Here is a 24,379-nt window from a genome sequence, read left to right as displayed (position 1 = left end):
TGGCGGAGAGACAGGGATTCGAACCCTGGGTAGGCTTGCACCCACAACGGTTTTCGAGACCGCCCCGTTCGACCACTCCGGCACCTCTCCGCGGGGGTCTGGTGAGGGGCCGTTTAGACCGCTACGGGGGAGGGTGCAACAAGAAATTTACACAATCCGCTCATGAAGGCGCTGACCCCTTGGAAATCCCGACAAGGGGGCATACCGTTATAGGGTGTACAGGATAAGGACACCAAAATGTTGCGCCGTTTTATTGCTGGTCTTTTGGCCATGACTTTGGCTTTGCCTGTCCATGCGGAGCCGTCGGACGATGTGTTGGACGCTCTGCAATTGGACGCGCTATTGACCATTATGCGTGACGAAGGTGTCGCCTATGGTCAGGAAATGGCCACCGACATGTTTGCCGGTGGTCAAAACGCCCATTGGCAGTCCTTGCTCGATCAAATCTACGATATTTCCAAAATGGAACAATTGGTGCGGGCCCAGTTTGGGGCGGCGTTAGGGGATGCGGACACCGATGCCCTGTTGGCCTTCTTCAACTCTGACCTCGGCAAGCAAGTCGTAAAGCTTGAGCTGAGCGCGCGTCAGGCCATGATTGATGATGCCATCGAACAGGCCGCACGACAGTCCTACTATGATGCCGAGGACAAGGACCTTAGGGGCGTAACGGCGTTTATTGAGGCCAATGACCTGATCGAGGCCAATGTCACCGGCGCGTTGAACGCGTCGTTTCAGTTCTATCGCGGCCTGGTCGATGGTGGTGGGTTTGAAATGAGCGAAGGAGAAATCCTGTCGGATGTTTGGGCCCAAGAGGACGAGACCCGTGTCGATACCCGTGAATGGCTCTATGGGTTTTTGATGATGGCCTATGGCCCTTTGGATGAGGACGAGCTCGATGCCTATGTCACGTTTTCATCAAGCCCAGAGGGAAGGGCGCTTAACCAAGCTCTCTTTGCGGGATTTAACCAGATGTATGACGATATTTCCTATGCCTTGGGTCTTGCTGCGGCGCAGCAGATGCAAGGGCAGGATTTGTAGTCGACGCAAGACTGCAGAAGCGCAGCTGAAAAAACGCGGCTTCGCTTGACAAACGACATATCACGCGTGCATAAGCACGCTGCAAAGGACGGGGCTACGGCTCCGCCTTTTGTTTTTGTTGAAACGAACGTTCCAAACGGGACGCGCGGTTCGAGGCGGCCAAGGGCAAAGACCCGTGGCCACAAACGCCCGGAAACGGGGGCCGAAGAACGCGATATGAAAGGAAACACGCGATGTTCGCGGTACTCAAGACCGGCGGCAAGCAATACAAAGTCCAGGCGGGTGATATTCTCCGTGTGGAAAAGCTGGCTGCTGATGCGGGCGAAACCGTCCAGTTCAACGATATTCTGATGATTGGCGGCGAAAGCACAGCCATCGGTGCCCCCTTTGTGGCAGGTGCCGGCGTTCAGGCTGAAATCGTCGACCAGATCAAAGGCGAAAAGACCATCAACTTCGTCAAGCGTCGCCGTAAGCACAGCTCGCAGCGTACCAAAGGCCACCGCCAGCAACTTACCCTGCTGCGCGTGACCGACATCTTGGCCGAAGGTGCGGACAAGTCGGGCGTTAAAGCTGCTATTGGCGCGGGTTCCGCTCCTAAAGCTGCTGCTCCTGCAGCCGCTAAGCCAGCCAAAGAGGCCGCTGCTCCCAAAGCAGAAGCCGCCGCTGGTGCAGATGATCTGACAGAAATCACAGGTGTCGGCCCAGCCGCCGCCAAGAAGCTGGCGGAAGCCGGTATCACAACTTTTGCACAGCTCGCAGCAGTTGACGCCGACACCTTTGAAGGTGCCAAAGTCAAAGCTGAGTGGGTTGAGCAAGCCAAAACACTGGCCTAAGGCTAAGGAGAGCAACACATGGCACATAAAAAAGCTGGCGGTTCCTCCCGCAACGGTCGCGACTCAGCTGGTCGTCGTCTTGGTGTAAAATTGTACGGTGGCCAAGCGGCTATTCCGGGCAATATCGTCGTGCGTCAGCGCGGCACCAAGTTTTGGCCAGGTGAAGGCGTAGGCATGGGCAAAGATCACACCATCTTTGCAACTGTCGAAGGCGCAGTCACCTTCCGCAAAGGCCTCAAGGGCCGAACCTTTATTTCGGTCCTGCCGGTGGCGGAGGCCGCTGAATAAGCCGACCTAGAGGTTGAAAAACAATAGGGGATCGGCACACCGCCGGTCCCCTTTTTCATTTAGGTGAATTGGACCGGTCACATTCAGGACAAGACCCCTGATTAACCGATTTCCAATGCCTAAGTGATAAAGGCATGCACATGAGGAGAGTGCAGATGAGCCTGGATGATTTGCAGCAACAACCCTTGGTCGAGACCGAGCGGTTTGATTTGCGCCCTGTTCAGCAATCTGACATCGGGTTGTTGGAACATTATGCTGGCGATGAGCGTGTTGCTCAGATGACCCCAACCATTCCCCATCCTTTGCCCCCCGGTGCGGTTGCTGCGATGATAGATCGCGTCACCGATGCCAAGCGCGATGAAGATGTTTGGGTCATGGATGCCACCAAGGTTGGTGGGGCCGAAGTCATGGGGGCGATTACGCTCAAACGTATGGATCGCAACCAATCCGAAGTTGGCTATTGGGTGGCCCCGTTGTTTTGGAACACCGGTTTGGCCAGTCAGGCGGTTGAGGCTTTGGTCGCGGCGAACCCGATGCAAAACGATACGATCTTTGCCAGTGTGTTTCAGGACAATCCGGCCTCGGCCCGTGTTCTGGTCAATTGTGGCTTCGAATATATCGGTGATGCCGAAGCGTTTTGTGTATCGCGCAATGCCAAAATCCCGACATGGACTTACCTTAAAAAGTTGACCTAACATGCTGAATTTGCACATGGGTCGGCTTGTATTGCGGCCCATGTGCGCCGCAGATGCAAGCTGGATCACCCGCGACATCGCCAATCCCAATGTTCATCGCTGGCTGACCAGCGTTCCCTTTCCTTATCGGATTGAGGATGCGGAGCAGTTCATTGAGAGTTTTGCCGTCAAAGAGGGGTTTCGCGTCATCGTCGAAGACAATGAGCCGCTTGGGGTGATTTCGATTGAAAGCGCACGCAGTTTTGACGCCAATCGGAGCGCCATGCCTGAACTTGGCTATTGGTTGGCCGAACGGGCGTGGGGGCGCGGCGTGATGTCGGATGCGGCGCGCGCTATGGTTGACTGGTTCTTTGACGGGCAAGGGGATGAGATTGGGTCCGGCTGGATCCAAGGCAACACGCGATCACCAAAAGTCTTGACCAAACTCGGGTTCCTCCCGACTGGTGAAACCCTCATGCGTCACGCACATTTTCATGGCAAAGAAATGCCGGTAATCCGGGTCACATTGACAAAAGATCACTGGCAGCGCGCCAAGCCCGCTTGAGAAAACCTAACTTCCCAGCTACACCGCCCCAACCTGGGTCTTCAGGTCCTGAATAGAAAGCCAAAGCGATGAAATTTCTTGATCTCTGCAAAGTCTACATTCGCTCTGGTGGGGGCGGCAACGGCTGTATCAGCTTCCGTCGTGAGAAGTTCATCGAATATGGTGGGCCTGATGGTGGCGACGGCGGCAAAGGCGGGTCCGTTTGGGCCGAGGCCGTGGATGGGCTAAACACCCTGATCGATTTTCGCTATCAGCAACACTGGTTTGCCGATAACGGCAAAAGCGGCATGGGGCAGGGGCGAACTGGTAAAGACGGCCAAGACATTATTTTGCGTGTTCCAGTTGGCACCGAAATTCTGGACGAGGACGAGGAAACCGTCATCGCCGATCTGACCGAGCTCGGGCAGCGTGTTTTGTTGGCCAAGGGCGGCAATGGCGGCTGGGGCAACTTGCACTTCAAAACCTCGACCAACCAAGCGCCACGCCGCGCCAATCCCGGTCAGGAAGAGATCAATCGGACGCTTTGGCTGCGTCTGAAACTGATTGCGGATGTTGGTCTTGTTGGCCTGCCCAACGCCGGTAAATCGACGTTCTTGGCGGCGACATCGAACGCCCGCCCGAAAATCGCTGATTATCCGTTTACAACCTTGCACCCGAACCTTGGTGTTGTGTTGGTTGATGGCAATGAATTTGTCGTCGCCGATATTCCCGGTCTGATCGAAGGGGCACATGAGGGCCGTGGTTTGGGCGATTTGTTCCTTGGCCACGTCGAACGTTGTGCAGTTTTGTTGCACCTGATTGATGGCAGCTCGGGTTCTTTGCTTGAGGATTACAAAACCATTTGTGATGAATTGGAAGCCTATGGCGAAGGGCTTGCCGACAAGCCGCGCGTGACGGTTTTGAACAAGATCGACACGTTGGACGACGAAGAACGCGCCTTTCTTAAGGATGAACTTGAAGCGGTTGGGGCAGAGAATGTGTTGCTCATGTCTGGTGCCTCCGGCGAAGGCGTGACCGAAGTCCTGCGTGCCCTGCGACCGCATGTTGATGCCCGGCGCGAGGCCGACAAACCCGTTGATCCTGAAGAAGAAGGGGACGGGACGTGGCATCCCTAAGTGACGCTAAACGGATCGTAATCAAGATCGGCTCGGCCTTGTTGGTCGACCGGTCCAGCGGCGATTTGCGTGCCGATTGGTTGCGGGCCATTGCTCAGGACATCGCAGATTTGCGCCAACGCGGCGCGGATGTTGTTCTGGTATCGTCCGGCTCCATCGCTTTGGGACGTGGGATTTTGGGCCTACCGATGACTGAATTGTCGTTGGAACAATCCCAGGCGGCGGCGGCCGTCGGGCAAATCCGGTTGGCGCGTGCGTGGCAAGAAGCCTTGGCTCCTCATGACCTTACCACGGCTCAGGTTTTGGTGACCTTGGAAGACAGCGCCGATCGTCGTCGCTATTTGAACTCTCGCGCAACCCTGTCGACGTTGTTGGGCTTTGGCACCGTTCCAATCGTCAATGAAAACGACACCGTCGCCACTGATGAAATTCGCTATGGCGACAATGACCGGCTTGCGGCGCAGGTTGCGGCCACCGTTGGTGCTGACCTCTTGGTGTTATTGTCGGATGTCGATGGTCTCTATACTGGCAATCCCCAGATTGATCCATCGGCCCAGCATCTTGATATCATTGATCATATTACCCCTGAGATCGAGGGAATGGCTGGCGATGCCGGTTCTGGTCTCTCGAAAGGCGGAATGAAAACCAAGGTCTTGGCGGCCAAAACGGCGACGGCTTCGGGCTGTGCGATGATCATCATGCACGGGGCGGAAAACCACCCATTGCACCGCTTGAAAGACGGCGCAAAGAACACGTTGTTTACCCCCCAAACCGATCCGCACACAGCGCGCAAACGTTGGATTTCAGCAATGAAACCGCAAGGGGTTTTGGTGGTTGATGCAGGCGCGGCCAGGGCCTTGGCCTCCGGAAAATCGTTGCTTCCGGCGGGGCTTAGCGGTGTCGAAGGGCGGTTTGGGCGCGGTGACCCCGTTACAATCAAAGCTCAATCAGGCGAGACGTTGGGGCAGGGGCTTTGCCGCTATACCGCCACCGAAGCCCGCGCGATTGCTGGCCGTCACAGTTCCGAGATCGAAGCCGTGTTGGGCTATCCGGGGCGCGCGGTGTTGGTGCACCGCGATGACATGGCCCTGTAGACGCCTGACGGCGCACCCCTTATTAAGTTTAAAACCACCTCAGCAAAGGAAGACGTCATGAAAGACCTGACAGATATCCCCGCCCTTATGGCCGATATCGGCGCGCGTGCAAAAGCCGCCGCAGCGGAGCTTGCCTTTGCCCCGGCCCCGGTGAAACAGCGTGCCCTTGAGGCCGCAGCAGATGCGGTTTGGGAGGCGCGCGCCGAGATCATCGCCGCCAATGCCAAAGACATGGACTATGGTCGCGACAAAGGGTTGTCCGCGGCAATGATGGATCGCTTGATGCTTGATGAGCCTCGCATCCAAGGCATCGTTGACGGGCTGCGCGCCGTTGCCGCCCAAGACGATCCCGTGGGTCAAGTGACCGAAGACTGGGATCAACCCAGCGGGTTGAACATTCGTCGGGTGCGCACACCTTTGGGTGTGATCGGTGTGATCTATGAATCGCGCCCCAACGTGACGGCGGATGCCGGGGCTCTATGTTTGAAATCTGGTAACGCTGTTATTCTGCGCGGCGGCTCCGAAGGCTTCAACTCGTCCAACGCGATCCATGCGTGTCTGGTGGCTGGGGTGCGTGTTGCGGGCCTTCCAGAAGATGCGATTCAGTTGATCCCAACCCGTGATCGCGCCGCCGTGCGTGAATTGCTCACCATGACCGATACGGTTGACGTGATTGTACCGCGTGGTGGCAAGGGGCTGGTTGGTTTGGTCCAACGCGAAGCGCGCGTGCCAGTGTTCGCTCATCTTGAGGGCATCGTTCATATCTATGTCGACAAAGCCGCCGACCCGGTCAAAGCCTTGTCCGTCGTTATGAATGCAAAAACCCGCCGTACCGGGATTTGCGGGTCGGCTGAATGCTTGTTGATCCACCGCGATGTCGTTGACACCATCGGTCAGGGCTTGGTGAAATCGCTGCTAGACGCCGGGGTCGAAGTGCGCGCCGGTGAGGTGTTGAAAGCAATCGAGGGCACCCAGGAAGCCACCGAGGATGATTGGGGCAAAGAGTATCTCGACATGATCATCGCCGCCAAAGTGGTGGATGACATCGACGAGGCCATCGCCCATATCCGCCAATACGGGTCGAGCCATACGGACTGTATTCTAACCGAGGATGATGACGCCGCGAACCGGTTCTTTGAGCGGGTGGACAGCGCCATTTTGATGCGCAACGCCTCGACCCAATTCGCCGATGGTGGTGAATTTGGCATGGGGGCCGAGATTGGCATCGCAACGGGCAAAATGCATGCGCGCGGCCCGGTTGGGGCGGCGCAACTGACGAGTTTTAAATACCTCGTGGTTGGCGACGGAACAACGCGGGCCTAAAGGGCGCGTGATACAAATTTGGGTCTGTTGATCAGGTGATCGACAGGCTCAATTTTGTTTCGCTGGCAGAGGCGTGAAGCTTGTGGCCACGATCCTTGGTAAGGATCGGCAAAAGCGCAAATTGCACGCGGTTTGGGGCCAGTTCTGCCAGTTCTGCAGAGCCGTTCAGATGATCCCATAGGTTTGTGGTAATCGTAAGACGAGGAGCTGTAGCGGTTATCGTCCAACCCGCTGCCCCATGTTCATGCGTAACTGTGCCGCCTGTGGGCATAGCAGATTCACAGCAAAGATGCGCTAGGTAAGCAAGTTGAACTTCGGTACGGCGCATGTCGTCCATTGGTCGCCAATCCGCTTGCATGCGGGTTCCCTTGCACAAGCCATCCAAGGTTGCGACAGTCTCTTTGCGGCTCATCTTTTGCGCATCACCCGCACTGCCAAAGGCGACGCGGAAAAAACGGATGCGGGCCGCAGCACTGGCACAGCTGTCCTGAATCAATTCCATCTCTGCACTGGTATCGGCGGAGCCAGCCATTGACATGAGTTCCAATCCGTTTTGGATGGCACCAATCGGGCTGATAAGATCGTGACACAGGCGCGACCCGATTAAGGTCGCTAGCGTTTCACTTGAGTGGGGCATAGAAAGTTCCGAATTCTTGGAGAAGTGACGAGGTGGCAAACATGGACAATCTTAACTCAATTCTTGAGCCGGGCATGTTGGTAACGCATCCGCACCAACCCGATTGGGGCACCGGTCAGGTGCAATCCAATATTGGCGGGCGGGTCACGGTAAACTTTCGCGAACAAGGTAAAGTTGTCATTGACGGTGCTCGCGTTGCGTTGATCCCGGTTTACGAAGGTTAACACTAAAGACAAACTGTTTCTGAATAGTTAACTAAGTTCACAAACTTGCCAATCTTTTTTTGCCTGCCTAGAAGCGGTTAAGGTGAGAAACGCGGGATGCACTTATGGTTGCAACATCACAGGGCTTTAGCGTTCGTCTTGCACGGAATGCGGCGGATTTGAAAGCGGCGCAGCGCTTGCGCTATGATGTTTTTGTGTCCGAACTTGGTGGCGATGGGCCGCTGGTTGATCATGACGAGCGGCTGGAAAAAGACCGTTTTGATCCTTTTTTCGACCATTTGTTGCTGTTGGACGAAGCGAAAAACGGGGCTGTCGTTGGTGTGTATCGCCTCTTGCGTGAGGATGGGGCGAAGGCCGCGGGTCAATTCTATTCCGAAGACGAATACGACCTTGAGCCACTGCGAAGAAGTGGCCGTAAGCTTCTGGAATTAGGGCGATCTTGCGTTGCCCCGGACTATCGGGGGGGCACAGGTCTTTTTCATCTTTGGCAAGGTTTGGCCGACTATGTTCTTGCTCATGGTGTCGAAATTCTGTTTGGAACCGCAAGCTTCCATGGGACGGACATCACACCCTTGGCGCAAAGCCTGTCGCTTTTACATCACCGCCACCTTGCGCCCGAACCTTTGCGTGTTCGGGCGCGCGCGTATCAGCCAATGGACCTGGTTTCCGAAAAGAATATTGATCGCAAAGCAGCGATGTTACAGATTCCACCGCTGATCAAAGCCTATCTGCGACTCGGCGGATGTGTGGGTGACGGGGCCTTTGTCGATCATGCCTTTAATACCACCGATGTGTGTTTGGTGATGGATACGGCCAAGATGACCGAACGCCAAAAAGGTCTCTATGTTAAGGATCGTAAAGAATGAGCCCGACATGGGATCCCGGTGAGCGCCCCAATGATCCACCAATTTCACCGCTGGGGTGGGGTTTGGTGCTGGTTCGCGTTCCCGCGTTGATTGTGGTGATCTTTGGTGGCTTGATCGTTCTTCTCGCGCTTCGTCTGATCGAACGACCGCTTTTTGGCCAGGATCGTCCTTGGACCCCTTGGATCACTCAAACCGTTTGTAAGGTGACCCTGCGGGTTATGGGGTTGCCCTTGACGGCGAAAGGGCCGCGCATGGTCGGACCCGGTGCCATTGTTGCCAACCACGCGTCTTGGTTAGATATTTTTGTGCTCAATAGTCGCAAGAACGTCTATTTTGTCTCCAAGGCTGAGGTGGCAAAATGGCCGGGGATTGGCTGGCTGGCGCGGGCAACCGGCACTGTGTTTATCAACCGTGACCGCCGCGAGGCCAAAGCCCATGCCACGGTGATCGAAGATCGGTTGTTACAGGGGCATCGTCTGCTGTTTTTTCCAGAAGGGACCTCAACCGATAGCCGACGAGTCTTACCTTTTAAGACAACGCTTTTCGCGGCCTTCTATTCCGACCGTTTGCAACATGCGCTTCAGGTGCAGCCAGTGAGTGTCGTTTATCAAGCCCCCGCGGACGCGGACCAGCGGTTCTATGGCTGGTGGGGGGACATGGATTTTGGTCCATCCCTCATCAAGATGCTAGCTCAGGCGCGTCATGGGTCCGTGACCTTGATCTATCACCCCCCATTGCGAGTCGATGCTTTTGCAAACCGTAAAAGCCTTGCCGCAGCTTTGGAGACAAACGTGCGGCAAGGTTTTGACAATCAGCAAATAGGTGGATGAAGTTTGGGTTTTAACCCATTGCTTCCATAAGTGAATTTAGCGCTTTCAGGGGGTCGTCTGTTGCCCAAATCTCTTCGCCAATGGCAAAAAAATCAGTGACTGGGCTTAGAGTTTTCACTTCCTCCATGGTTACGCGACCTTCGGCAACAACTGGTACCTCGATCATCTGCGACCACCACTCGAACAGCTCATGATCGGCCAATTCCCCATCACCAAGCGAACCGGATACTGGCCCAAAGGACACGTAGTCGGCCCCGGCTTCACCGGCGGACATCCCGTCGTGGCTGGACTGCGAACAATAGGCCCCAACAATCGCATCCGGTCCAAGTTCCTTGCGAGCATGGCGAACTGTGCGAGAACCATCAAGAAGATGCACCCCGTCAAGCCCCAAACGTTTGGCCAAAACCACATGGGTGTCGATCACCAAGGCCACATCAGCGCGATGTGCCACTTCGCGGATGGCGTCGGCCGCACGGGTTAGGCGGTCTTCGTCATGCGTGGCCAAAGACAGGCGAAGGCAAGCGATTTCAGCCCCTTGCAACACGGTCTCCAACCGAGCAGGGAAACTGCTCAGGTCAAATTCCGGAGGGGTCACAAGATAAATCTGGGGGCGGTCCTGATCAGCCATGAGATGCTCTTTTGCCTTTGCTTTGGCAGGTGTCTTAGCGCGTTGATGCGGTTTTGGCTATCGTGTTTTCGCCGGTCTCGCTTTGGAGGCTTTCGGTTTTTTGGGCGGTTTGGGGGGAAGGGAGGCCGCAAACGCCATGGCAAGTTCGGTTAGCTTCACACGCGTTTCATCATCCGCCAAAACATCGTCGTCCACTTCGACCATGCCTTTCATCGGGCGTCCGGTAAAGCTCAGTTCCTGAACTCCGGGTAGGGCAAGCGCGGTTTCATAGCGATCCGGACCCACGCGATACATGCCGCCGCCCTTGTGAACGCCGCAAACCATATTACCAAAGCTCAAAAAACACAGCCCGCCAAACATGCGCTTTTCTTCACCTCCGGGTAAATCACCGGCACTCATCAGATCATCGCGCATAAGCGTTGCGTGGCCTTCGTCATAGGGCATGAAACACCTCCTTGTTTGCGACCAGCATAGAGGATTGGAGGCCTCGGCGGGAGTTTGTTTGGCGAGATGAAGGAGGGGGCTTGCGCATTTATCACCCGCATCCTAGGCCTAGGGCGCAGTCAGGAGAGTATGATGGGATCGGGAAAACTTCAGCCAGCCTTTGTTTTGGTGCGTCCGCAAATGGGCGAAAACATTGGTGCGGCGGCGCGGGCGATGTTGAATTTTGGCTTGGACAACATGCGGGTTGTTGCGCCGCGTGATGGCTGGCCGAGCGAATCTGCGGTGGCAATGGCGTCAGGGGCCGGTCGGGTCTTGGACGATGCCCAACTATGTGACGATCTTGCTGGGGCGCTTGAGGATCGGACATTTACTTTTGCGACAACGGCGCGGCCGCGGGATTTGACCAAGACGGTGTTCACCCCGGAACAAGCAATGAAAGAGGCGCGGGACCGGATCGCCAAAGGCCAAAAAGTGGCGGTGATGTTTGGACCAGAACGCGCCGGGCTTGAGAATAATGATATTGCCCAGGCAAATGCGATCATTTCGGTGCCCGTTAACCCCGATTACGCCAGTCTGAACCTCGCGCAATGTGTCTTGCTTTGCGGCTATGAATGGATGCGGGCAACAGCTGCGGCAGAGCCGATTGTAGATGTCCTTGCTGGAACCGAGATGGCCAATGGCCAAGAGATTGAGCACCTGGCCCTGCATTATCAGGATCGCATGCAAGAGGCCGGGTTCTTTTACCCCGAACACAAAGCCGAAAGCATGAAGGTCAATCTTCGCAATATGTGGAGCCGGATGCCGCTAACGCGGGCCGATGTGCAAATGTTGCATGGGATGATGCGGCAGGTGGTGCGTTGGAAGGATAAGGACTAGCACAAAAAAACGGACCGGGTGTGCCGGTCCGTTAGTCATTGCCGGATCAGGGAGGGGAGATTCCGGCGATGGTGACTGTGTGATTAGTATTTTTTGCCGTAATTGTTGTGCTTTGGTTTGTAGTGGCTGGAGCAGGCGTGATTTTGAAGATATTTGCCGGCCACCCAGTAATGATTGTGGTTGTAGGACACTTTTGCCCAACCGTGCTGCCAACCGACCACATGGATCTGGGTGCAAGCATGGAAGGTTCCAATCACATTGTAATGTGTGCCGGGGCCAGAGCGGGCATTGAGTTTGATCCCATGTTCAATCCAGGCTGAGCTGGCGGAGGCGGTGGTGGCACCGATGGATGCGGCGGCGATGATGGCGGAAATCAGAAGCTTTTTCATTGGTACGGTCCTTTGTGTGAATGTCTATTGGCAGTGTCTTAAATTCTGTATTCACCCTACATCATTGGACCCGCCGCCCTAAGTCTGGAAAGTCTGACCAAGGTATTCCTTACCCTGTGACACCTTGTTCAGGGGTGGTTGAAGCCGGTGCGCCGCGGCCTTAGTGTCACGCGCAAATGGAGATGTGATATGGCTGAAAAGCGCAAGCTGTTCGAAGATGTGAGCGAAGCTCAGGCCAAACCGGCGGAACCGTCGGGCGGGATGATTGACGCGGGAAAACGTGGGGCGCGCCGGGCCATTCGTGGCTGGTTGATGCTGCTGTTTGTTTTGGTCGTGGTGATGATCGCCGTTGGTGGTCTAACCCGGTTGACTGATAGTGGATTGTCGATCACCGAATGGCGTCCCGTCACCGGGGCCATGCCGCCGATGAGTGCCGAGGCCTGGGCTGCTGAGTTTGCCAAGTATCAGCAAATTCCTGAATATCAGCTGGAAAACAAAGGCATGAGCCTTACGGAGTTTCAGTTCATCTATTGGTGGGAATGGGGCCATCGCCAATTGGGCCGGGTCATCGGCCTTGTTTGGGCGATCGGGTTCTTTGGGTTTTTGGCGGCCAAGCGTATTCCGACAGGTTGGAGCGGTCGCTTGTTTGGACTGGGCGTTTTGGGCGGATTGCAGGGGGCCGTGGGTTGGTGGATGGTCTCGTCTGGCTTGACCGGACAAATGACCGATGTGGCATCGTATCGGTTGGCAACCCATCTTGGTCTCGCTTTTGTGATCCTTGGGTTCATCGCGTGGTACATCTATGGATTGGGCCGGGAAGAGCGTGATTTGATGCAGGCGCGGCGTTTGGCCGAATCCAAATTGTTCTCTATGTCGACCGGGTTGATGCATTTCGCCTTTTTGCAAATCCTGTTTGGGGCTTTGGTGGCGGGCATTGATGCCGGGCGGACTTTTAACGATTGGCCCCTCATGGCAGGCGGGATTTTGCCGCCAGAGATGTTTGACATTCAGCCAGTTTGGCGCAACTTATTCGAGAATGCAGGTCTTGTTCAATTCCTTCACCGTGTGCTCGGGTATCTTTTGTTTGCCTTTGGCATTGTGGTTTGGCGGCGCGGTCGCAAATCGCCCAACGGTGACACGCGGTTCCGGTTCAACGCTGTGTTTGCCATGCTAAGTGTGCAGGTGCTTTTGGGGATCGTGACGGTTCTCTATATTGCGCCATGGCATTTGGCATTGCTGCACCAACTGGGCGCGGTTGTGCTTTGGGCTTTGATCCTGCGGGCGCGCTTTGCGGCGCGTTATCCAACTGAACAATCCATCCGAGGAGCCGCGTGATATGAACGCTTTTAACGATTTGATGGCCTTTCACCGAGACACTGAGGCGCTTGGGCAAATCTCTGGGCGCTTGGGCTGGGATCAGGAAACCATGATGCCAACCGGTGCCGGAGAACAACGTGCCGATGAAAGCGCCGCCATCGAAGGCATCATCCATCAGCGTAAAATTGATCCACGAGTCGGAGAGTGGCTCGCGGCAATTGATGACACTGCGCTCGATGATGTTGGACGCGCTCAGGTTCGCTTGATCCGTCGTGCCTATGAGCGCAGTTCGCGGGTGCCCGAACGACTTGTCGCGGAAATGGCGCGGGTGTCGACGCGGGCCCATAAAATCTGGGCCGAGGCGCGCTCAGATGACAATTTTGCCGCCTTTGCGCCAGTTCTCAAAGAAATCGTGGCCTTGCGTCAGGAAGAGGCGCAAGCTCTCGCCGGTGATGGCGATATGTATGATGCCTTGTTGAACGAGTATGAGCCCGGTACCAAGGCAAGCGAACTTGAGGCAATGTTTGGGGCTTTGCGTCCCCGTCTTGTGGCCCTCCGCGAGGCGGTTCTTTCCAAGCCAGATATGCCCGGTTTGAGCGGGTCTTTTGACCCTGAAGGCCAGATGCGGGTCACCGAAAAACTCGCGGCACAGTTTGGCTATGATTTTAACCGCGGGCGCATTGACAAGGCCGTTCATCCGTTCAGTTCCGGAAGCGGAAACGACGTGCGGATCACAACCCGCACCGAACCTCTTGACCCGTTCAATTGTTTTTACTCGACAATTCATGAGGTTGGCCATGGGTGCTATGAACAAAACATAGATCAAGCCTATCGCCTGACCCCTTTGGGGCGCGGGGTGTCGATGGGTGTTCATGAAAGCCAAAGCCGAATTTATGAAAACCAGCTTGGGCGCTCACGTGCTTTTACCGGTTGGCTTTTTGGGCAAATGCGCGATGAATTTGGCGACTTCGGTGTTTCTGACGAAAACGCATTTTATGGGGCCGTGAACCGGATCAAAAACGGCTACATTCGTACAGAGGCGGATGAGGTTCAGTACAACCTGCATGTTCTTTTGCGGTTCGACTTAGAGCGTGCGATTATCTCTGGCGGCCTATCCGTGGATGACCTTGAAGCGGCTTGGAATGATCGGTTTGAAGCTGATTTCGGCTATGCTGTCGACAAAGCGTCAAACGGCGTTTTGCAAGACGTGCATTGGTCGGCTGGGTTCTTTGGCTATTTTCCAACCTATTCGCTGGGCAATGTTTATGCTGGCTGTCTTAATGAAGCGTTGCGCGCAGAGGTTCCTGATCTAGATGATCAACTTGCGCGCGGTGACACCTCGGCGGCGACAGGCTGGTTGCGGGAAAACCTTCAACAACACGGCGGTTTGCGCGAGGCAGTTGATACGATCCAGCACGCGACTGGCAAAGAACCAAGCGAGGGGCCGCTTTTGGATTACCTCGAAGCCAAGTTCAAAGACATCTACGATCTATAAAATGAGGTGGGCGGGGGAAACCCCGCCACCTACAAAAGTGCCATACGTTCGGCCCGCTCAGGGTCCGGAAATGGCCGATACAGTGCAAAATCCGAATTCAGAATCTGTTCATGAACCGCGCGGTAGAGCCGTTCGATATTGTCATCCTGTGTTCCATTCATTCGGAACGCTTGATCCAATTGCGCCAAATCGTTGACCTCGATCTGTAAAAGAAAATCGCGATAGCAGTCCGCGGCGAGATTCAATTTGCGTCGGTATAAATGCCAACGCAGGATGACGCCTTGGGTCATCAAATGGTCCAACCAAATCTCGGCAGCATGGGCAAAGGCCAGCGCTTTGGAATCATTTTTCAGATCAATCATGCATGTGTAGAGGTTCATCAAAATCTCCTTTGAGCGCAAATTGCCAGACAGAGATTGAAACCCTCTTAAAACGCAAAACACCGGCCGAAGCGGGGAGCCACGGCCGGTGTTTGTTGGAAAAGCTGCTGTGCTTACTCGTCGCTGGTTCCCTCGGGACCACTTTCGGAGATCACTTCGGCATCCTCGATGTCGTCGTCACCTTGATCGGCAATCCGCGCAACCGAAACAACAACTTCTTTCTTGCCGGTGCGGAAGACGTTGACGCCGCCAGCCCCTCGCGAGCGGAAGGAAATGCCGTCAACGGGCACGCGGATCGATTGACCTGTTGATGTGGCCAACATGATCTGGTCACCCATTTCAACCGGGAAGCTGGCCACAAGGGGGCCGCCGCGCATCGCTTTGTCAAAGGCTTGAACACCCATGCCGCCGCGTCCGCGCACCGGATAATCGTGGCTGGAGCTCAACTTACCAGCGCCTTTTGATGTGATCGTCAAAAGCAGGTTTTCGGCGGCTGACATCTCGGCATAGCGTTCTTGGCTGAGCTGAGCGTTGGCGTTGCCTTCTTCTTCCGTCGGCAGTTCTGCATCATCGGCAAGACCGGCCATGGCACGGCGCATTTTGAGGTAGGCTGCGCGTTCATCTGGCGTTGCTTCGAACTGACGAATAACGGCCATCGACACGACCTTGTCATCACCGAGCAGTTTGATGCCCCGCACACCAACCGAAGCGCGGCTGTTAAAGACCCGAACATCGGTGGCCGGAAAGCGGATCGCACGGCCACTATCAGTGACCAACATGACGTGGTCGTCATTTTCCGCAATGCGTACATCGATCAGCTTTGTGTCTGCGTGATCGTCTTCGAACTTCATCGCGATCTTGCCGTTGGATTTCACATTTGTGAAGTCTGACAGCTTGTTACGGCGCACAGTTCCAGCGGATGTGGCAAAGACAACTTGCAAATCATCCCAATCATCCTCGTCCCGATCGACCGGCATAATCGCGGCAATGGAGACACCCGATGGGATCGGCAACAGGTTGACAATAGCCTTGCCCTTGGACGTGCGCGAGCCTTGCGGCAAGCGCCAAGTTTTGAGCTTGTAGGCCATGCCATCGGTGGTGAAGAACAACAATTGCGTATGCGTGTTGGCCACAAATAGCGTGGTCACCACATCGTCGTCTTTCATCGCGCCGCCGGACACGCCTTTCCCGCCGCGCTTTTGGGCGCGGAAATCAACAAGCGGCGTGCGTTTGATGTAACCTTCGGCGGTGACGGTGACGACCATATCGGACCGTTCGATCAGGTCTTCATCATCCATGTCACCGGCCCAATCAACGATCTCGGTACGGCGAGGTACGGCGAAATCATCGCGAACCTTGCGCATTTCATCCGAGATAATTGTCATGATGCGGTCACGGCTGCTTAGAATATCAAGGTATTCCTTGATCTTAGCCGCCAGTTCTTCCAGCTCATCGGTAACTTCTTTGACACCGAGTTGTGTCAGGCGCTGCAAACGCAGTTCCAAGATCGCTCGGACCTGTGTTTCAGAGAGATTATAAGTGCCGTCGTCGTTCGCCTTGTGGGTCGGATCGTCGATCAAGGCAATATATGGCAGAATCTCATGCGCAGGCCATCGCCGCTCCATCAATTTGGCGCGGGCTTCGGCGGCATCGGCCGATGCGCGGATGGTGGCGACCACTTCGTCAACATTAGATACCGCAACGGCCAAACCGCAAAGGATATGGCTACGTTCGCGGGCCTTGCGGAGCAAATAGGCTGTGCGCCGCAAAATCACGTCTTCGCGGAAATCCAAGAAAGCCGTGAGGAACCCGCGCAGCGTGAGCTGCTCCGGGCGTCCGCCGTTTAAGGCCAGCATGTTACAGGCAAAACTTGTCTGCATGGGCGTAAAGCGGAACAGCTGGTTGAGAACAACCTCGGCTGTTGCATCACGTTTCAGTTCAACCACGACTCGCACACCGTTGCGGTCGGATTCGTCCTGAACATGGGCGATGCCTTCGATCTTTTTGTCGCGGGCCGCTTCAGCGATTCGTTCGATCATGGTCGATTTGTTCACCTGATAGGGAATCTCGTCGATCACAATGGCGTAGCGATCTTTGCGGATCTCTTCGACCCGGGTTTTGGCGCGAATGATGACGCTGCCGCGGCCTTCGGTATAGGCTTTGCGCGCACCTGTCCGACCAAGGATCACACCACCGGTTGGAAAATCTGGGGCAGGGACGAAGTCAATCAACTGCTCGCTGCTCAGATCGGGGTTTTCGATCAACGCAAGCGCGGCGGTGATAACTTCGCCAAGGTTGTGCGGCGGAATACGGGTGGCCATACCAACCGCAATGCCTTCGGCCCCATTGACCAACACGTTGGGGTAGCGAGCCGGGAGAACCGTGGGTTCCCGTTCCTTGCCATCATAGTTGTCTTGGAAATCAACGGTGTCTTTATCGATATCCTGCAACAGGTTCAGCGCCGATTTCTCAAGTCGAGATTCGGTGTAACGCATGGCAGCGGCGCTATCGCCATCCATCGAGCCAAAGTTGCCCTGACCATCAATCAGTGGCAGCGACATCGAGAAGTCCTGCGCCATACGCACAAGAGCGTCGTAGATCGCGCTATCGCCGTGGGGGTGATAGTTCCCCATGACTTCACCAACGGGTTTGGCGCATTTGCGATAGGATTTGTCGGGCGTGTAGCCACCATCATACATATGATACAAAATGCGTCGATGAACGGGTTTCAAACCGTCCCGCACATCGGGAATCGCCCGGCTAACAATCACGCTCATCGCATAATCGAGGTAGCTGGTTTTCATCTCCTGTTCGATGGAGATTGCCGGACCACTGTATGCGGGCGGGTTTTCGTCTGTATTATCAGGAGTTTCTGGCGTGTCGTTCACGTAGATTGCCTACTCGGTTATCTGCCACATCTTGTTGAAGGTTTTATAACAGATGCAGGATGTAGGGTGCAATGGCAGCGTTTCTGTCCAATCTTAGCAGCCGGCCACATTGTCTGCTAACAGACTGTTTTTATTGAAAAGTAAAGATTTTTGCCGCAGCCTTCTTTTACAACAAAAACAAAGAGGCGCGAAATGCAGACATCTGAAACCGAATTGATGCTCAAAGGCTATGGTCTCACCACGGCGGAATTGTTCTATCACATGCCTGATTACCCGCATGTTTTGAACAGCTTCGTCTGGCAGGACTACGATTTGGCCCCTGATCACGACAAGCTATTCGATTTTATCGCCTTTTGGCACGATGAGATCGAAGGACCGCTTCATTCGGTGCGCTTTACGCATCGTAAAATGATTTCGCCGGGGGAATGGCGCAATGTGGTTGGGGAGTTCAAGTACCACTAAACAAAAACACCGGGGAAGGTCCCCGGTGCTTCGATGTCTGGAAAATTTTTGGTTGGCCAACAGGAGGCATCAAGGGATGATGCGGGTGTATTTGACACCTTCCAACGTCGCCCCCACGCGCAAACCTGCCTGACCAAACACAATGGCAATGACCGGAGACAGCGCCGTTGTGGTCTCCGTCGACAGCTTTTCGCCCCGTTCGGGTGTCGCGTATTCGATGTTGGCCCCGGCTGCATAGCCGGGCGAACGACGGAAAGTCGCCAAGGCGTCGTTTGTCATGAAGAACAAGACATGCGCGTATTGTTGGGCACCGATTTGCAACCCGCCCGAAGCTTTGGCCAAGGAATAATAGTCAACGGTTGCGCCTCCAACGCGTAGCGCGCCTTTGCCGTAGGCTCCGCCAAGGCCAAACCCAGCTTCGGTCACAAGAGGCATTACCAAAATACCAACTGATTTTGCCGCCAAGTCGCGGGTCGATGGGTAATCCGAATAAAGCTGGCTTAGCGTGCTGTCGACGCGGGCGTCAATAGTTGCCGGGCCACGGCTCCCGACGCCGTTACCACAGGCGGCCACCAGCGCAGTCGCGCCAAGGCCAAAGGTCAATTTTCGTCTCGAAAGGGTCATGTCGCTCGTTCCTTGCCATTCCTTTGGGCCAATCGCTTGCCTGCGGCCCAGATCCGGCTTTTGGTGCCGGTTAATTGGTCTTATACGCAGCAAAACAAGGCTTGTCACCTCACCTTGCCGCGCGCTTTTGTGTCTTGGGCGAAAGATTGCTAGCCGTTTAGGATTTTAGCGGCAGCCGGGGCAAAATAGGTCAAAATACCGTCACATCCCGCACGTTTAAAGGCCACGAGACTTTCTAACATGACTTTTTCGCCGTCGACCCAACCGCGTTCGCCAGCCCCGGCCAACATCGCGTATTCACCCGACACCTGATAGGCAAATGTCGGTGCGCCGAACATGTCTTTGGCGCGGCGGCAGATATCGAGATAGGGCATGCCCGGTTTGACCATGACCATGTCGGCCCCTTCCAACAAGTCGCGTTCAATCAGACGCATCGCCTCGTCTGAATTTCCGGCTTCCATCTGATAGGTCTTTTTGTCGCCCTTAAGCGCGCCAGACGCCCCAACCGCATCGCGGAATGGCCCATAAAAGGCCGAGGCAAATTTGGCCGCATAGCTTAACAACAAAACATCGTGGTGCCCGCCAGATTCCAACCCATCGCGCAATGCGCCGATCCGGCCATCCATCATGTCCGACGGGCCGATGATATCTGCGCCTGCTTCGGCCTGTGACATGGCTTGCTTGACCAAGGCCTCAACTGTGCGGTCATTGACGATCACACCGTCCTCAACAAACCCGTCATGGCCATTGATATTATAGGGGTCCAACGCAACATCGGTCATGATGGCAATGCCGGGCACCGCCTCTTTGATGGCGCGGGTCGCCCGGTTTGAAAGGTTTTCTGGATTCCACGCCTCGGCGCAATCCTCGGTTTTAAGGCTTGGGTCGGTGTAGGGAAACAGGCAGATCGACGGGATGCCAAGCGCATAGGCCTCGCGTGCGGCCTCGACAACCTTGTCAACCGAGAGCCGGTTTACTCCCGGCATCGAGGGAATGGGTTCGACAACACCTTCGCCATCACGCACGAATACCGGCCAAATGAAATCACCGGGACTGAGTGTTGTTTCCTGAACCAAAGCACGGATCGCAGGTGTGCGGCGCAAACGGCGCAGGCGGGTGGCGGGAAAGGGGGCAACAGTCGGTTTCATAGTGAAGTCCTTGTAAACGTCGCATTTGGGTGGCATGGAATGTCCATTGTCTCAAGCCCCATTTGGCGTTTCGTGCCACTGGGTCGCGAAACACAGACAATTCGCTATTAATTCGCCGTCGCCGGAATAGGCCGGCACAAGGAAAGAGCAGCACATTGGACTGGTACACCACCGTCTTTGAAGTCATTGACACCCGGTCGTTTTCGAACCTGTGGTACTGGATTATCTTGGCCGTGACCTGGTCATCTATTAGCCATTGGGTTTTGGGTGTGCCGTTCGACATGGTTGCGCGGGCGCGCCGCAACGGCGGGCAGGCAGAAAAAGATCTCGAAGATCTGGTCCGTATCAATGCCAACCGGTTTTTGTTCATTGTGCAAGAAGCCGGGCTTTGGATGACCGCTCTTGTTTCGGGGATTTTGACGGCTTTGTTGATCCTTGGCATTTACTATGGTGTGGAATTCGCACAGGCCATTTTCCTGCTGATGTTCCCACTGACATTTGTTGGCTTGCTAAGCATCTATTCGGCGCGCAAAGTCAAAGCAGGCGAAGATAGCGGAGATGCCCTTTGGCGTCGCTTGCGGATTCATCGGATGAGCACGCAAATGATTGGCATGGTGTCGATTTTCCTGACCGCCATGTGGGGTATGTACCACAACCTGTCGTCCTTTATTCACTGAAATATATGGCGCGCTAGGTCGTTAATCGCGGTTTAACGCGCGTGTCAAAGTAAACTCGTGGTTGACCTTGCGGGTGCCGAAAGGCATTCGGTCCATATGGTTGACACACATGTATTAATGGGCGGTGCCCCCGAAGGGTTTGATGCCCGTCTCGTTCTGGATGAAATGGCACGCGCTTCTGGGCCGGTCATTCATATCGCACGCGATGACAAACGGCTGGCGTCCATGCGTGATGCTCTGGCGTTCTTGGCCCCAGATGTCCCGGTTGTTAGCTTTCCGGGCTGGGATTGTTTGCCTTTTGATCGTGTGTCGCCCAACGCGGATATTTCTGCTGCTCGTATGGCGGCATTGGCTGGCTTCCTGCACGGAATGCCAAGCCAATACATTCTGTTAACCACCTTATCCGCGGCAATGCAGCGTGTTCCGGCGCGTGATGTCTTGCGCGAAGCGGCCTTTGTCGCGCGGGTTGATTCCCGTGTCGACGAAGAGGCCCTGCGCGGTTTCCTGGTGCGCATGGGCTTTAGTCAGGCCCCAACTGTGACAGAACCCGGTGACTACGCCATTCGAGGCGGTATCGTTGATATTTTTCCACCCGGAGAAGGCGGGCCGGTTCGGCTTGATTTCTTTGGTGATGTTCTGGACGGGGCGCGCCGCTTTGATCCGGCCACACAGCGTACCACCGAAAAGCTGGACATGGTTGAACTTGCTCCTGTGTCCGAAGTCATTCTGGACGAGGCTGCGATCACGCGGTTCCGTCAGAATTACCGCATCGAATTTGGTGCCTCGGTCAAAGACGATCCGCTCTACGAGGCGGTCAGTGCCGGGCGCAAACATCAAGGCATCGAACATTGGTTGCCGTTTTTCCACGAGCGGTTGGAAACACTGTTTGATTACCTGCCTGGTGTGCCGCTTTTACTCGATGATCAGATGACTCCGTCGCGTCTGTCGCGCTGGGAAAGTATCGAAGATCAATACGAAACACGGGCGCATGCGCTGACCCAGAAAAAGACGATGGGCAGTGTCTATAAACCAGTACCACCGGGCTTGTTATATTTGGACGATACCGCCTGGGAAGTCGCCATTGAGGGGCGGCGCGTTGTACAATTTCATCCACTCCCACAAGCCTCTGGCCCGGGTGTTGTTGATGCGGGCGGGCGTATTGGGCGCAATTTCGCACCAGAGCGTCAACAGGAAAACATAAGCCTTTTTGGATCATTGGCCGATCATGTTAAGGCCCGAATGGCGAATGGTCCGGTGCTCATCGCCTCTTATTCCGACGGCGCCCGCGAACGTCTAACCGGCTTGATCGAAGATGAAGGGCTGGCCGAGGCGATTCCGGTTGCCAATGGCACGCGCGTCGGCAAACGCGGTCTCCATCTGGCGGTGTGGTCGCTTGAAGCTGGCTTTGTAGCGCCATGGGACGGCCAAGAAATTACGGTTATTTCTGAGCAAGATGTTCTGGGTGATCGTCTGATCCGGGCGCCGCGCAAACGCCGCAAAGCCGAAAATTTCCTCACCGAAACCCAAAGCCTTAGCCCCGGAAATTTGGTGGTCCACGTCGATCACGGGATTGGTCGCTACCTTGGGCTTGAGGTCATTACAGCCGCCGGTGCGGCGCATGAATGCATCAGTCTGGAATATGCCGAAGAGTCCAAGCTCTATTTGCCAGTCGAAAACATCGAACTGCTGAGCAAATATGGCCATGACGAAGGGTTCTTGGACAAGCTGGGTGGTGGCGCGTGGCAGGCCAAAAAAGCCCGTCTCAAAGAACGCATTCGCGAGATGGCCGACAAGCTGATCCGCATTGCTGCGGAGCGGGCCTTGCGCAAAGCCCCGGTGATGGACCCACCGGTTGGCGCCAACGAAAGCTTTGCCGCGCGTTTTCCATATCAGGAAACCGACGATCAGTTAAACGCCATCAAGGACGTGATGGAAGACATGCATTCGGGCCAACCGATGGACCGTTTGATTTGCGGTGATGTTGGATTTGGCAAAACCGAAGTTGCCATGCGCGCGGCGTTTGTCGCCGCCATGTCGGGTGTTCAGGTCGCGGTGATTGCGCCGACAACCCTGTTGGCGCGTCAACACTACAAGTCATTTGCGGACCGATTTAGGGGCTTTCCTCTACAGGTCGCGCCTTTATCGCGCTTTGTAGGCACGAAAGAGGGCACTTTGACCCGCGAAGGGATTTCGCGCGGAACCGTTGACATCGCCGTTGGCACCCATGCGCTTTTGGCCAAGGGAATCCGGTTTGAGCGGTTGGGTCTTTTGATCATTGACGAGGAGCAGCACTTTGGCGTTCAGCACAAGGAACGCCTCAAACAACTGCGCTCCGACATTCATGTTCTGACCCTAACCGCAACGCCAATTCCGCGCACGTTGCAGCTTTCCCTGACCGGGGTTCGCGATCTGTCGATCATCGGAACGCCGCCCGTCGATCGTCTTGCGATCCGCACCTATGTATCGGAATTTGATGCAGTAACCGTGCGCGAAGCACTGCTGCGTGAGCATTACCGAGGTGGTCAGTCTTTCTATGTGGTGCCCCGCATTGCCGACCTTCCCGAGATCGAGGAATTCCTCAAAGAGCAGATGCCAGAAATTTCCTACGTTGTGGCCCATGGTCAAATGGCAGCTGGGGAACTTGATGACCGTATGAATGCGTTTTACGACGGTAAATACGACGTGTTGTTGGCCACAACGATTGTTGAATCCGGCCTCGATATTCCGACGGCCAACACCATGATTGTGCACCGTGCTGATATGTTCGGCCTTAGCCAGCTATACCAAATCCGGGGCCGTGTGGGGCGTTCGAAAACTCGGGCCTATTGCTATCTAACGACTAAACCCCGCGCCAAATTGACCGCAACAGCCGAGAAGCGTTTGCGGGTGCTAGGGTCGATCGACACTTTGGGCGCTGGCTTTAGCCTCGCCTCGCAAGACCTTGATATCAGAGGCGCTGGCAACCTTTTGGGCGAAGAGCAATCCGGTCAGATGCGTGATGTTGGGTATGAGCTTTATCAGTCCATGCTTGAAGAAGCGATTGCCAAGATCAAGTCTGGCAAGATGGAAGGGCTTACCGATGATGATGGCCAATGGGCACCGCAAATTAACTTGGGTGTTCCGGTTCTCATCCCCGAAGACTACGTGCCAGACCTCGATGTGCGCCTAGGATTGTACCGTCGATTGTCCTCCCTTAGCACCAAGGTTGAGTTGGAAGGTTTCGCCGCAGAACTCATTGACCGCTTTGGGAAATTGCCGCGCGAGGTCAACACGTTGATGCTTGTGGTGCGGATCAAAGCAATGTGTAAACGCGCCGGAATTGCCAAATTGGATGGCGGTCCCAAGGGGGCAACCGTTCAGTTTCACAACGATAAATTCGCGCGACCTGAAGGGTTGGTTGAATTCATGCGCGCGCAAGGGGATCTGGCCAAGATCAAGGACAACAAGATCATCGTCCGGCGCGACTGGCGCAGTGATGCGGATAAGATCAAAGGGGCCTTTGCCATTGCCCGCGATTTGGCCGAAGCGGCGGGCAAGATTAAGAAACGCGCTAAATGATTGGAA

General features: G+C 55.3%; 25 protein-coding genes and 1 tRNA gene. 17 read left to right on the top strand and 9 right to left on the bottom strand.

Translation table 11 applies throughout. The annotated features are described in order from the left end of the window. A tRNA-Ser gene (locus AC5EFR_RS15365) sits at window positions 1–90 on the bottom strand. A 147-nt stretch (window positions 91–237) separates the two neighbouring features. Between AC5EFR_RS15365 and AC5EFR_RS15360 the strand changes: the two genes are divergently transcribed. The 8 genes from AC5EFR_RS15360 to AC5EFR_RS15325 all read left to right on the top strand — a co-directional run bounded on the left by AC5EFR_RS15360 (window position 238) and on the right by AC5EFR_RS15325 (window position 6,930). Beyond that, window positions 238–1,038 carry a DUF2059 domain-containing protein gene (locus AC5EFR_RS15360; RefSeq protein ID WP_493576666.1) on the top strand — a complete coding sequence of 267 codons (801 nt, stop codon included), beginning with the start codon at window positions 238–240 and terminating at the stop codon, window positions 1,036–1,038. Window positions 1,039–1,271: 233 nt separating this feature from the next. Next, the gene (locus AC5EFR_RS15355) at window positions 1,272–1,871 is read left to right on the top strand and encodes a 50S ribosomal protein L21 (RefSeq protein WP_493576665.1); all 600 of its coding nucleotides are present in this window, start codon (window positions 1,272–1,274) and stop codon (window positions 1,869–1,871) included. Window positions 1,872–1,889: 18 nt separating this feature from the next. After that, on the top strand, window positions 1,890–2,159 hold the full coding sequence (gene rpmA / locus AC5EFR_RS15350) for a 50S ribosomal protein L27 (RefSeq protein ID WP_097804027.1): 270 nt from the start codon (window positions 1,890–1,892) through the stop codon (window positions 2,157–2,159). Between the two features lie 155 nt (window positions 2,160–2,314). Next, complete coding sequence (locus tag AC5EFR_RS15345) at window positions 2,315–2,854, top strand: GNAT family N-acetyltransferase (protein WP_493576664.1); 540 nt, start codon at window positions 2,315–2,317, stop codon at window positions 2,852–2,854. Window position 2,855: 1 nt separating this feature from the next. Next, a complete protein-coding gene (locus AC5EFR_RS15340) occupies window positions 2,856–3,398 on the top strand; it encodes a GNAT family N-acetyltransferase (protein WP_493576663.1) in 543 nt (180 codons plus the stop codon). 68 nt (window positions 3,399–3,466) lie between these two features. Further along, window positions 3,467–4,513, top strand: coding sequence for a GTPase ObgE (gene obgE / locus AC5EFR_RS15335; protein WP_299928482.1), 1,047 nt, complete (start codon window positions 3,467–3,469; stop codon window positions 4,511–4,513). Next, window positions 4,501–5,607 carry a glutamate 5-kinase gene (proB, locus tag AC5EFR_RS15330; RefSeq protein WP_493576662.1) on the top strand — a complete coding sequence of 369 codons (1,107 nt, stop codon included), beginning with the start codon at window positions 4,501–4,503 and terminating at the stop codon, window positions 5,605–5,607. Before obgE ends, proB begins: the two co-directional genes overlap by 13 nt. A 57-nt stretch (window positions 5,608–5,664) precedes the next feature. After that, on the top strand, window positions 5,665–6,930 hold the full coding sequence (locus AC5EFR_RS15325) for a glutamate-5-semialdehyde dehydrogenase (RefSeq protein WP_493576661.1): 1,266 nt from the start codon (window positions 5,665–5,667) through the stop codon (window positions 6,928–6,930). 31 nt (window positions 6,931–6,961) lie between these two features. Here AC5EFR_RS15325 and AC5EFR_RS15320 read toward each other — a convergent pair whose 3' ends face one another. Beyond that, a complete protein-coding gene (locus tag AC5EFR_RS15320; protein WP_493576660.1) occupies window positions 6,962–7,567 on the bottom strand; it encodes a histidine phosphotransferase family protein in 606 nt (201 codons plus the stop codon). A gap of 41 nt (window positions 7,568–7,608) precedes the next feature. On the opposite strand from AC5EFR_RS15320, the gene AC5EFR_RS15315 reads away from it, so the two are divergent. The 3 genes from AC5EFR_RS15315 (at window position 7,609) to olsA (ending at window position 9,487) form a co-directional block, all read left to right on the top strand. Continuing rightward, window positions 7,609–7,791: a DUF3553 domain-containing protein gene (locus tag AC5EFR_RS15315; protein WP_493576659.1), complete on the top strand. Its 183-nt coding sequence runs from the start codon at window positions 7,609–7,611 to the stop codon at window positions 7,789–7,791. A 104-nt stretch (window positions 7,792–7,895) separates the two neighbouring features. Further along, window positions 7,896–8,657, top strand: coding sequence for an L-ornithine N(alpha)-acyltransferase (gene olsB, locus AC5EFR_RS15310; RefSeq protein WP_493576658.1), 762 nt, complete (start codon window positions 7,896–7,898; stop codon window positions 8,655–8,657). After that, the gene (gene olsA, locus AC5EFR_RS15305; RefSeq protein ID WP_493576657.1) at window positions 8,654–9,487 is read left to right on the top strand and encodes a lyso-ornithine lipid O-acyltransferase; all 834 of its coding nucleotides are present in this window, start codon (window positions 8,654–8,656) and stop codon (window positions 9,485–9,487) included. Before olsB ends, olsA begins: the two co-directional genes overlap by 4 nt. A gap of 10 nt (window positions 9,488–9,497) precedes the next feature. Here the strand turns inward: olsA and AC5EFR_RS15300 are convergent, their stop codons facing one another. Both AC5EFR_RS15300 and AC5EFR_RS15295 read right to left on the bottom strand, forming a co-directional pair. Beyond that, window positions 9,498–10,115: a thiamine phosphate synthase gene (locus tag AC5EFR_RS15300; RefSeq protein ID WP_493576656.1), complete on the bottom strand. Its 618-nt coding sequence runs from the start codon at window positions 10,113–10,115 to the stop codon at window positions 9,498–9,500. Between the two features lie 57 nt (window positions 10,116–10,172). Continuing rightward, the gene (locus tag AC5EFR_RS15295; RefSeq protein WP_493576655.1) at window positions 10,173–10,559 is read right to left on the bottom strand and encodes a TfoX/Sxy family protein; all 387 of its coding nucleotides are present in this window, start codon (window positions 10,557–10,559) and stop codon (window positions 10,173–10,175) included. A 132-nt stretch (window positions 10,560–10,691) separates the two neighbouring features. Between AC5EFR_RS15295 and AC5EFR_RS15290 the strand changes: the two genes are divergently transcribed. Further along, a complete protein-coding gene (locus AC5EFR_RS15290; RefSeq protein WP_493576668.1) occupies window positions 10,692–11,435 on the top strand; it encodes an RNA methyltransferase in 744 nt (247 codons plus the stop codon). An 83-nt stretch (window positions 11,436–11,518) separates the two neighbouring features. Here AC5EFR_RS15290 and AC5EFR_RS15285 read toward each other — a convergent pair whose 3' ends face one another. Next, window positions 11,519–11,824, bottom strand: a complete 306-nt coding sequence (locus tag AC5EFR_RS15285) for an SH3 domain-containing protein (RefSeq protein ID WP_493576654.1) — start codon at window positions 11,822–11,824, stop codon at window positions 11,519–11,521. Between the two features lie 189 nt (window positions 11,825–12,013). Here AC5EFR_RS15285 and ctaA point away from each other — a divergent pair, with 189 nt between their 5' ends. Further along, entirely contained in the window at window positions 12,014–13,159 is a 1,146-nt protein-coding gene (gene ctaA / locus AC5EFR_RS15280; RefSeq protein ID WP_493576653.1) for a heme A synthase, read from the top strand. A gap of 1 nt (window position 13,160) precedes the next feature. Then, window positions 13,161–14,636, top strand: a complete 1,476-nt coding sequence (locus AC5EFR_RS15275; RefSeq protein ID WP_493576652.1) for a carboxypeptidase M32 — start codon at window positions 13,161–13,163, stop codon at window positions 14,634–14,636. A gap of 29 nt (window positions 14,637–14,665) precedes the next feature. Here AC5EFR_RS15275 and AC5EFR_RS15270 read toward each other — a convergent pair whose 3' ends face one another. Beyond that, window positions 14,666–15,016: a DUF6614 family protein gene (locus tag AC5EFR_RS15270; RefSeq protein WP_493576651.1), complete on the bottom strand. Its 351-nt coding sequence runs from the start codon at window positions 15,014–15,016 to the stop codon at window positions 14,666–14,668. Window positions 15,017–15,129: 113 nt separating this feature from the next. Then, window positions 15,130–17,904, bottom strand: a complete 2,775-nt coding sequence (gene gyrA, locus AC5EFR_RS15265) for a DNA gyrase subunit A (protein WP_493576650.1) — start codon at window positions 17,902–17,904, stop codon at window positions 15,130–15,132. 192 nt (window positions 17,905–18,096) lie between these two features. Between gyrA and AC5EFR_RS15260 the strand changes: the two genes are divergently transcribed. Further along, window positions 18,097–18,366 carry an usg protein gene (locus AC5EFR_RS15260; RefSeq protein ID WP_493576649.1) on the top strand — a complete coding sequence of 90 codons (270 nt, stop codon included), beginning with the start codon at window positions 18,097–18,099 and terminating at the stop codon, window positions 18,364–18,366. Window positions 18,367–18,435: 69 nt separating this feature from the next. Here the strand turns inward: AC5EFR_RS15260 and AC5EFR_RS15255 are convergent, their stop codons facing one another. Next, on the bottom strand, window positions 18,436–18,990 hold the full coding sequence (locus tag AC5EFR_RS15255) for a lipid-binding SYLF domain-containing protein (RefSeq protein WP_493576648.1): 555 nt from the start codon (window positions 18,988–18,990) through the stop codon (window positions 18,436–18,438). Window positions 18,991–19,139: 149 nt separating this feature from the next. Next, complete coding sequence (gene hemB / locus AC5EFR_RS15250) at window positions 19,140–20,138, bottom strand: porphobilinogen synthase (protein WP_493576647.1); 999 nt, start codon at window positions 20,136–20,138, stop codon at window positions 19,140–19,142. A gap of 155 nt (window positions 20,139–20,293) precedes the next feature. Here hemB and AC5EFR_RS15245 point away from each other — a divergent pair, with 155 nt between their 5' ends. Both AC5EFR_RS15245 and mfd read left to right on the top strand, forming a co-directional pair. After that, window positions 20,294–20,815, top strand: a complete 522-nt coding sequence (locus AC5EFR_RS15245; RefSeq protein ID WP_299928431.1) for a component of SufBCD complex — start codon at window positions 20,294–20,296, stop codon at window positions 20,813–20,815. A gap of 96 nt (window positions 20,816–20,911) precedes the next feature. Beyond that, window positions 20,912–24,373, top strand: coding sequence for a transcription-repair coupling factor (gene mfd, locus AC5EFR_RS15240; protein ID WP_493576646.1), 3,462 nt, complete (start codon window positions 20,912–20,914; stop codon window positions 24,371–24,373). Window positions 24,374–24,379: the final 6 nt, after the last annotated feature.

The organism is Pelagimonas sp., assembly GCF_058892305.1.
This window is presented reverse-complemented; position numbering and strand designations above follow the sequence as displayed.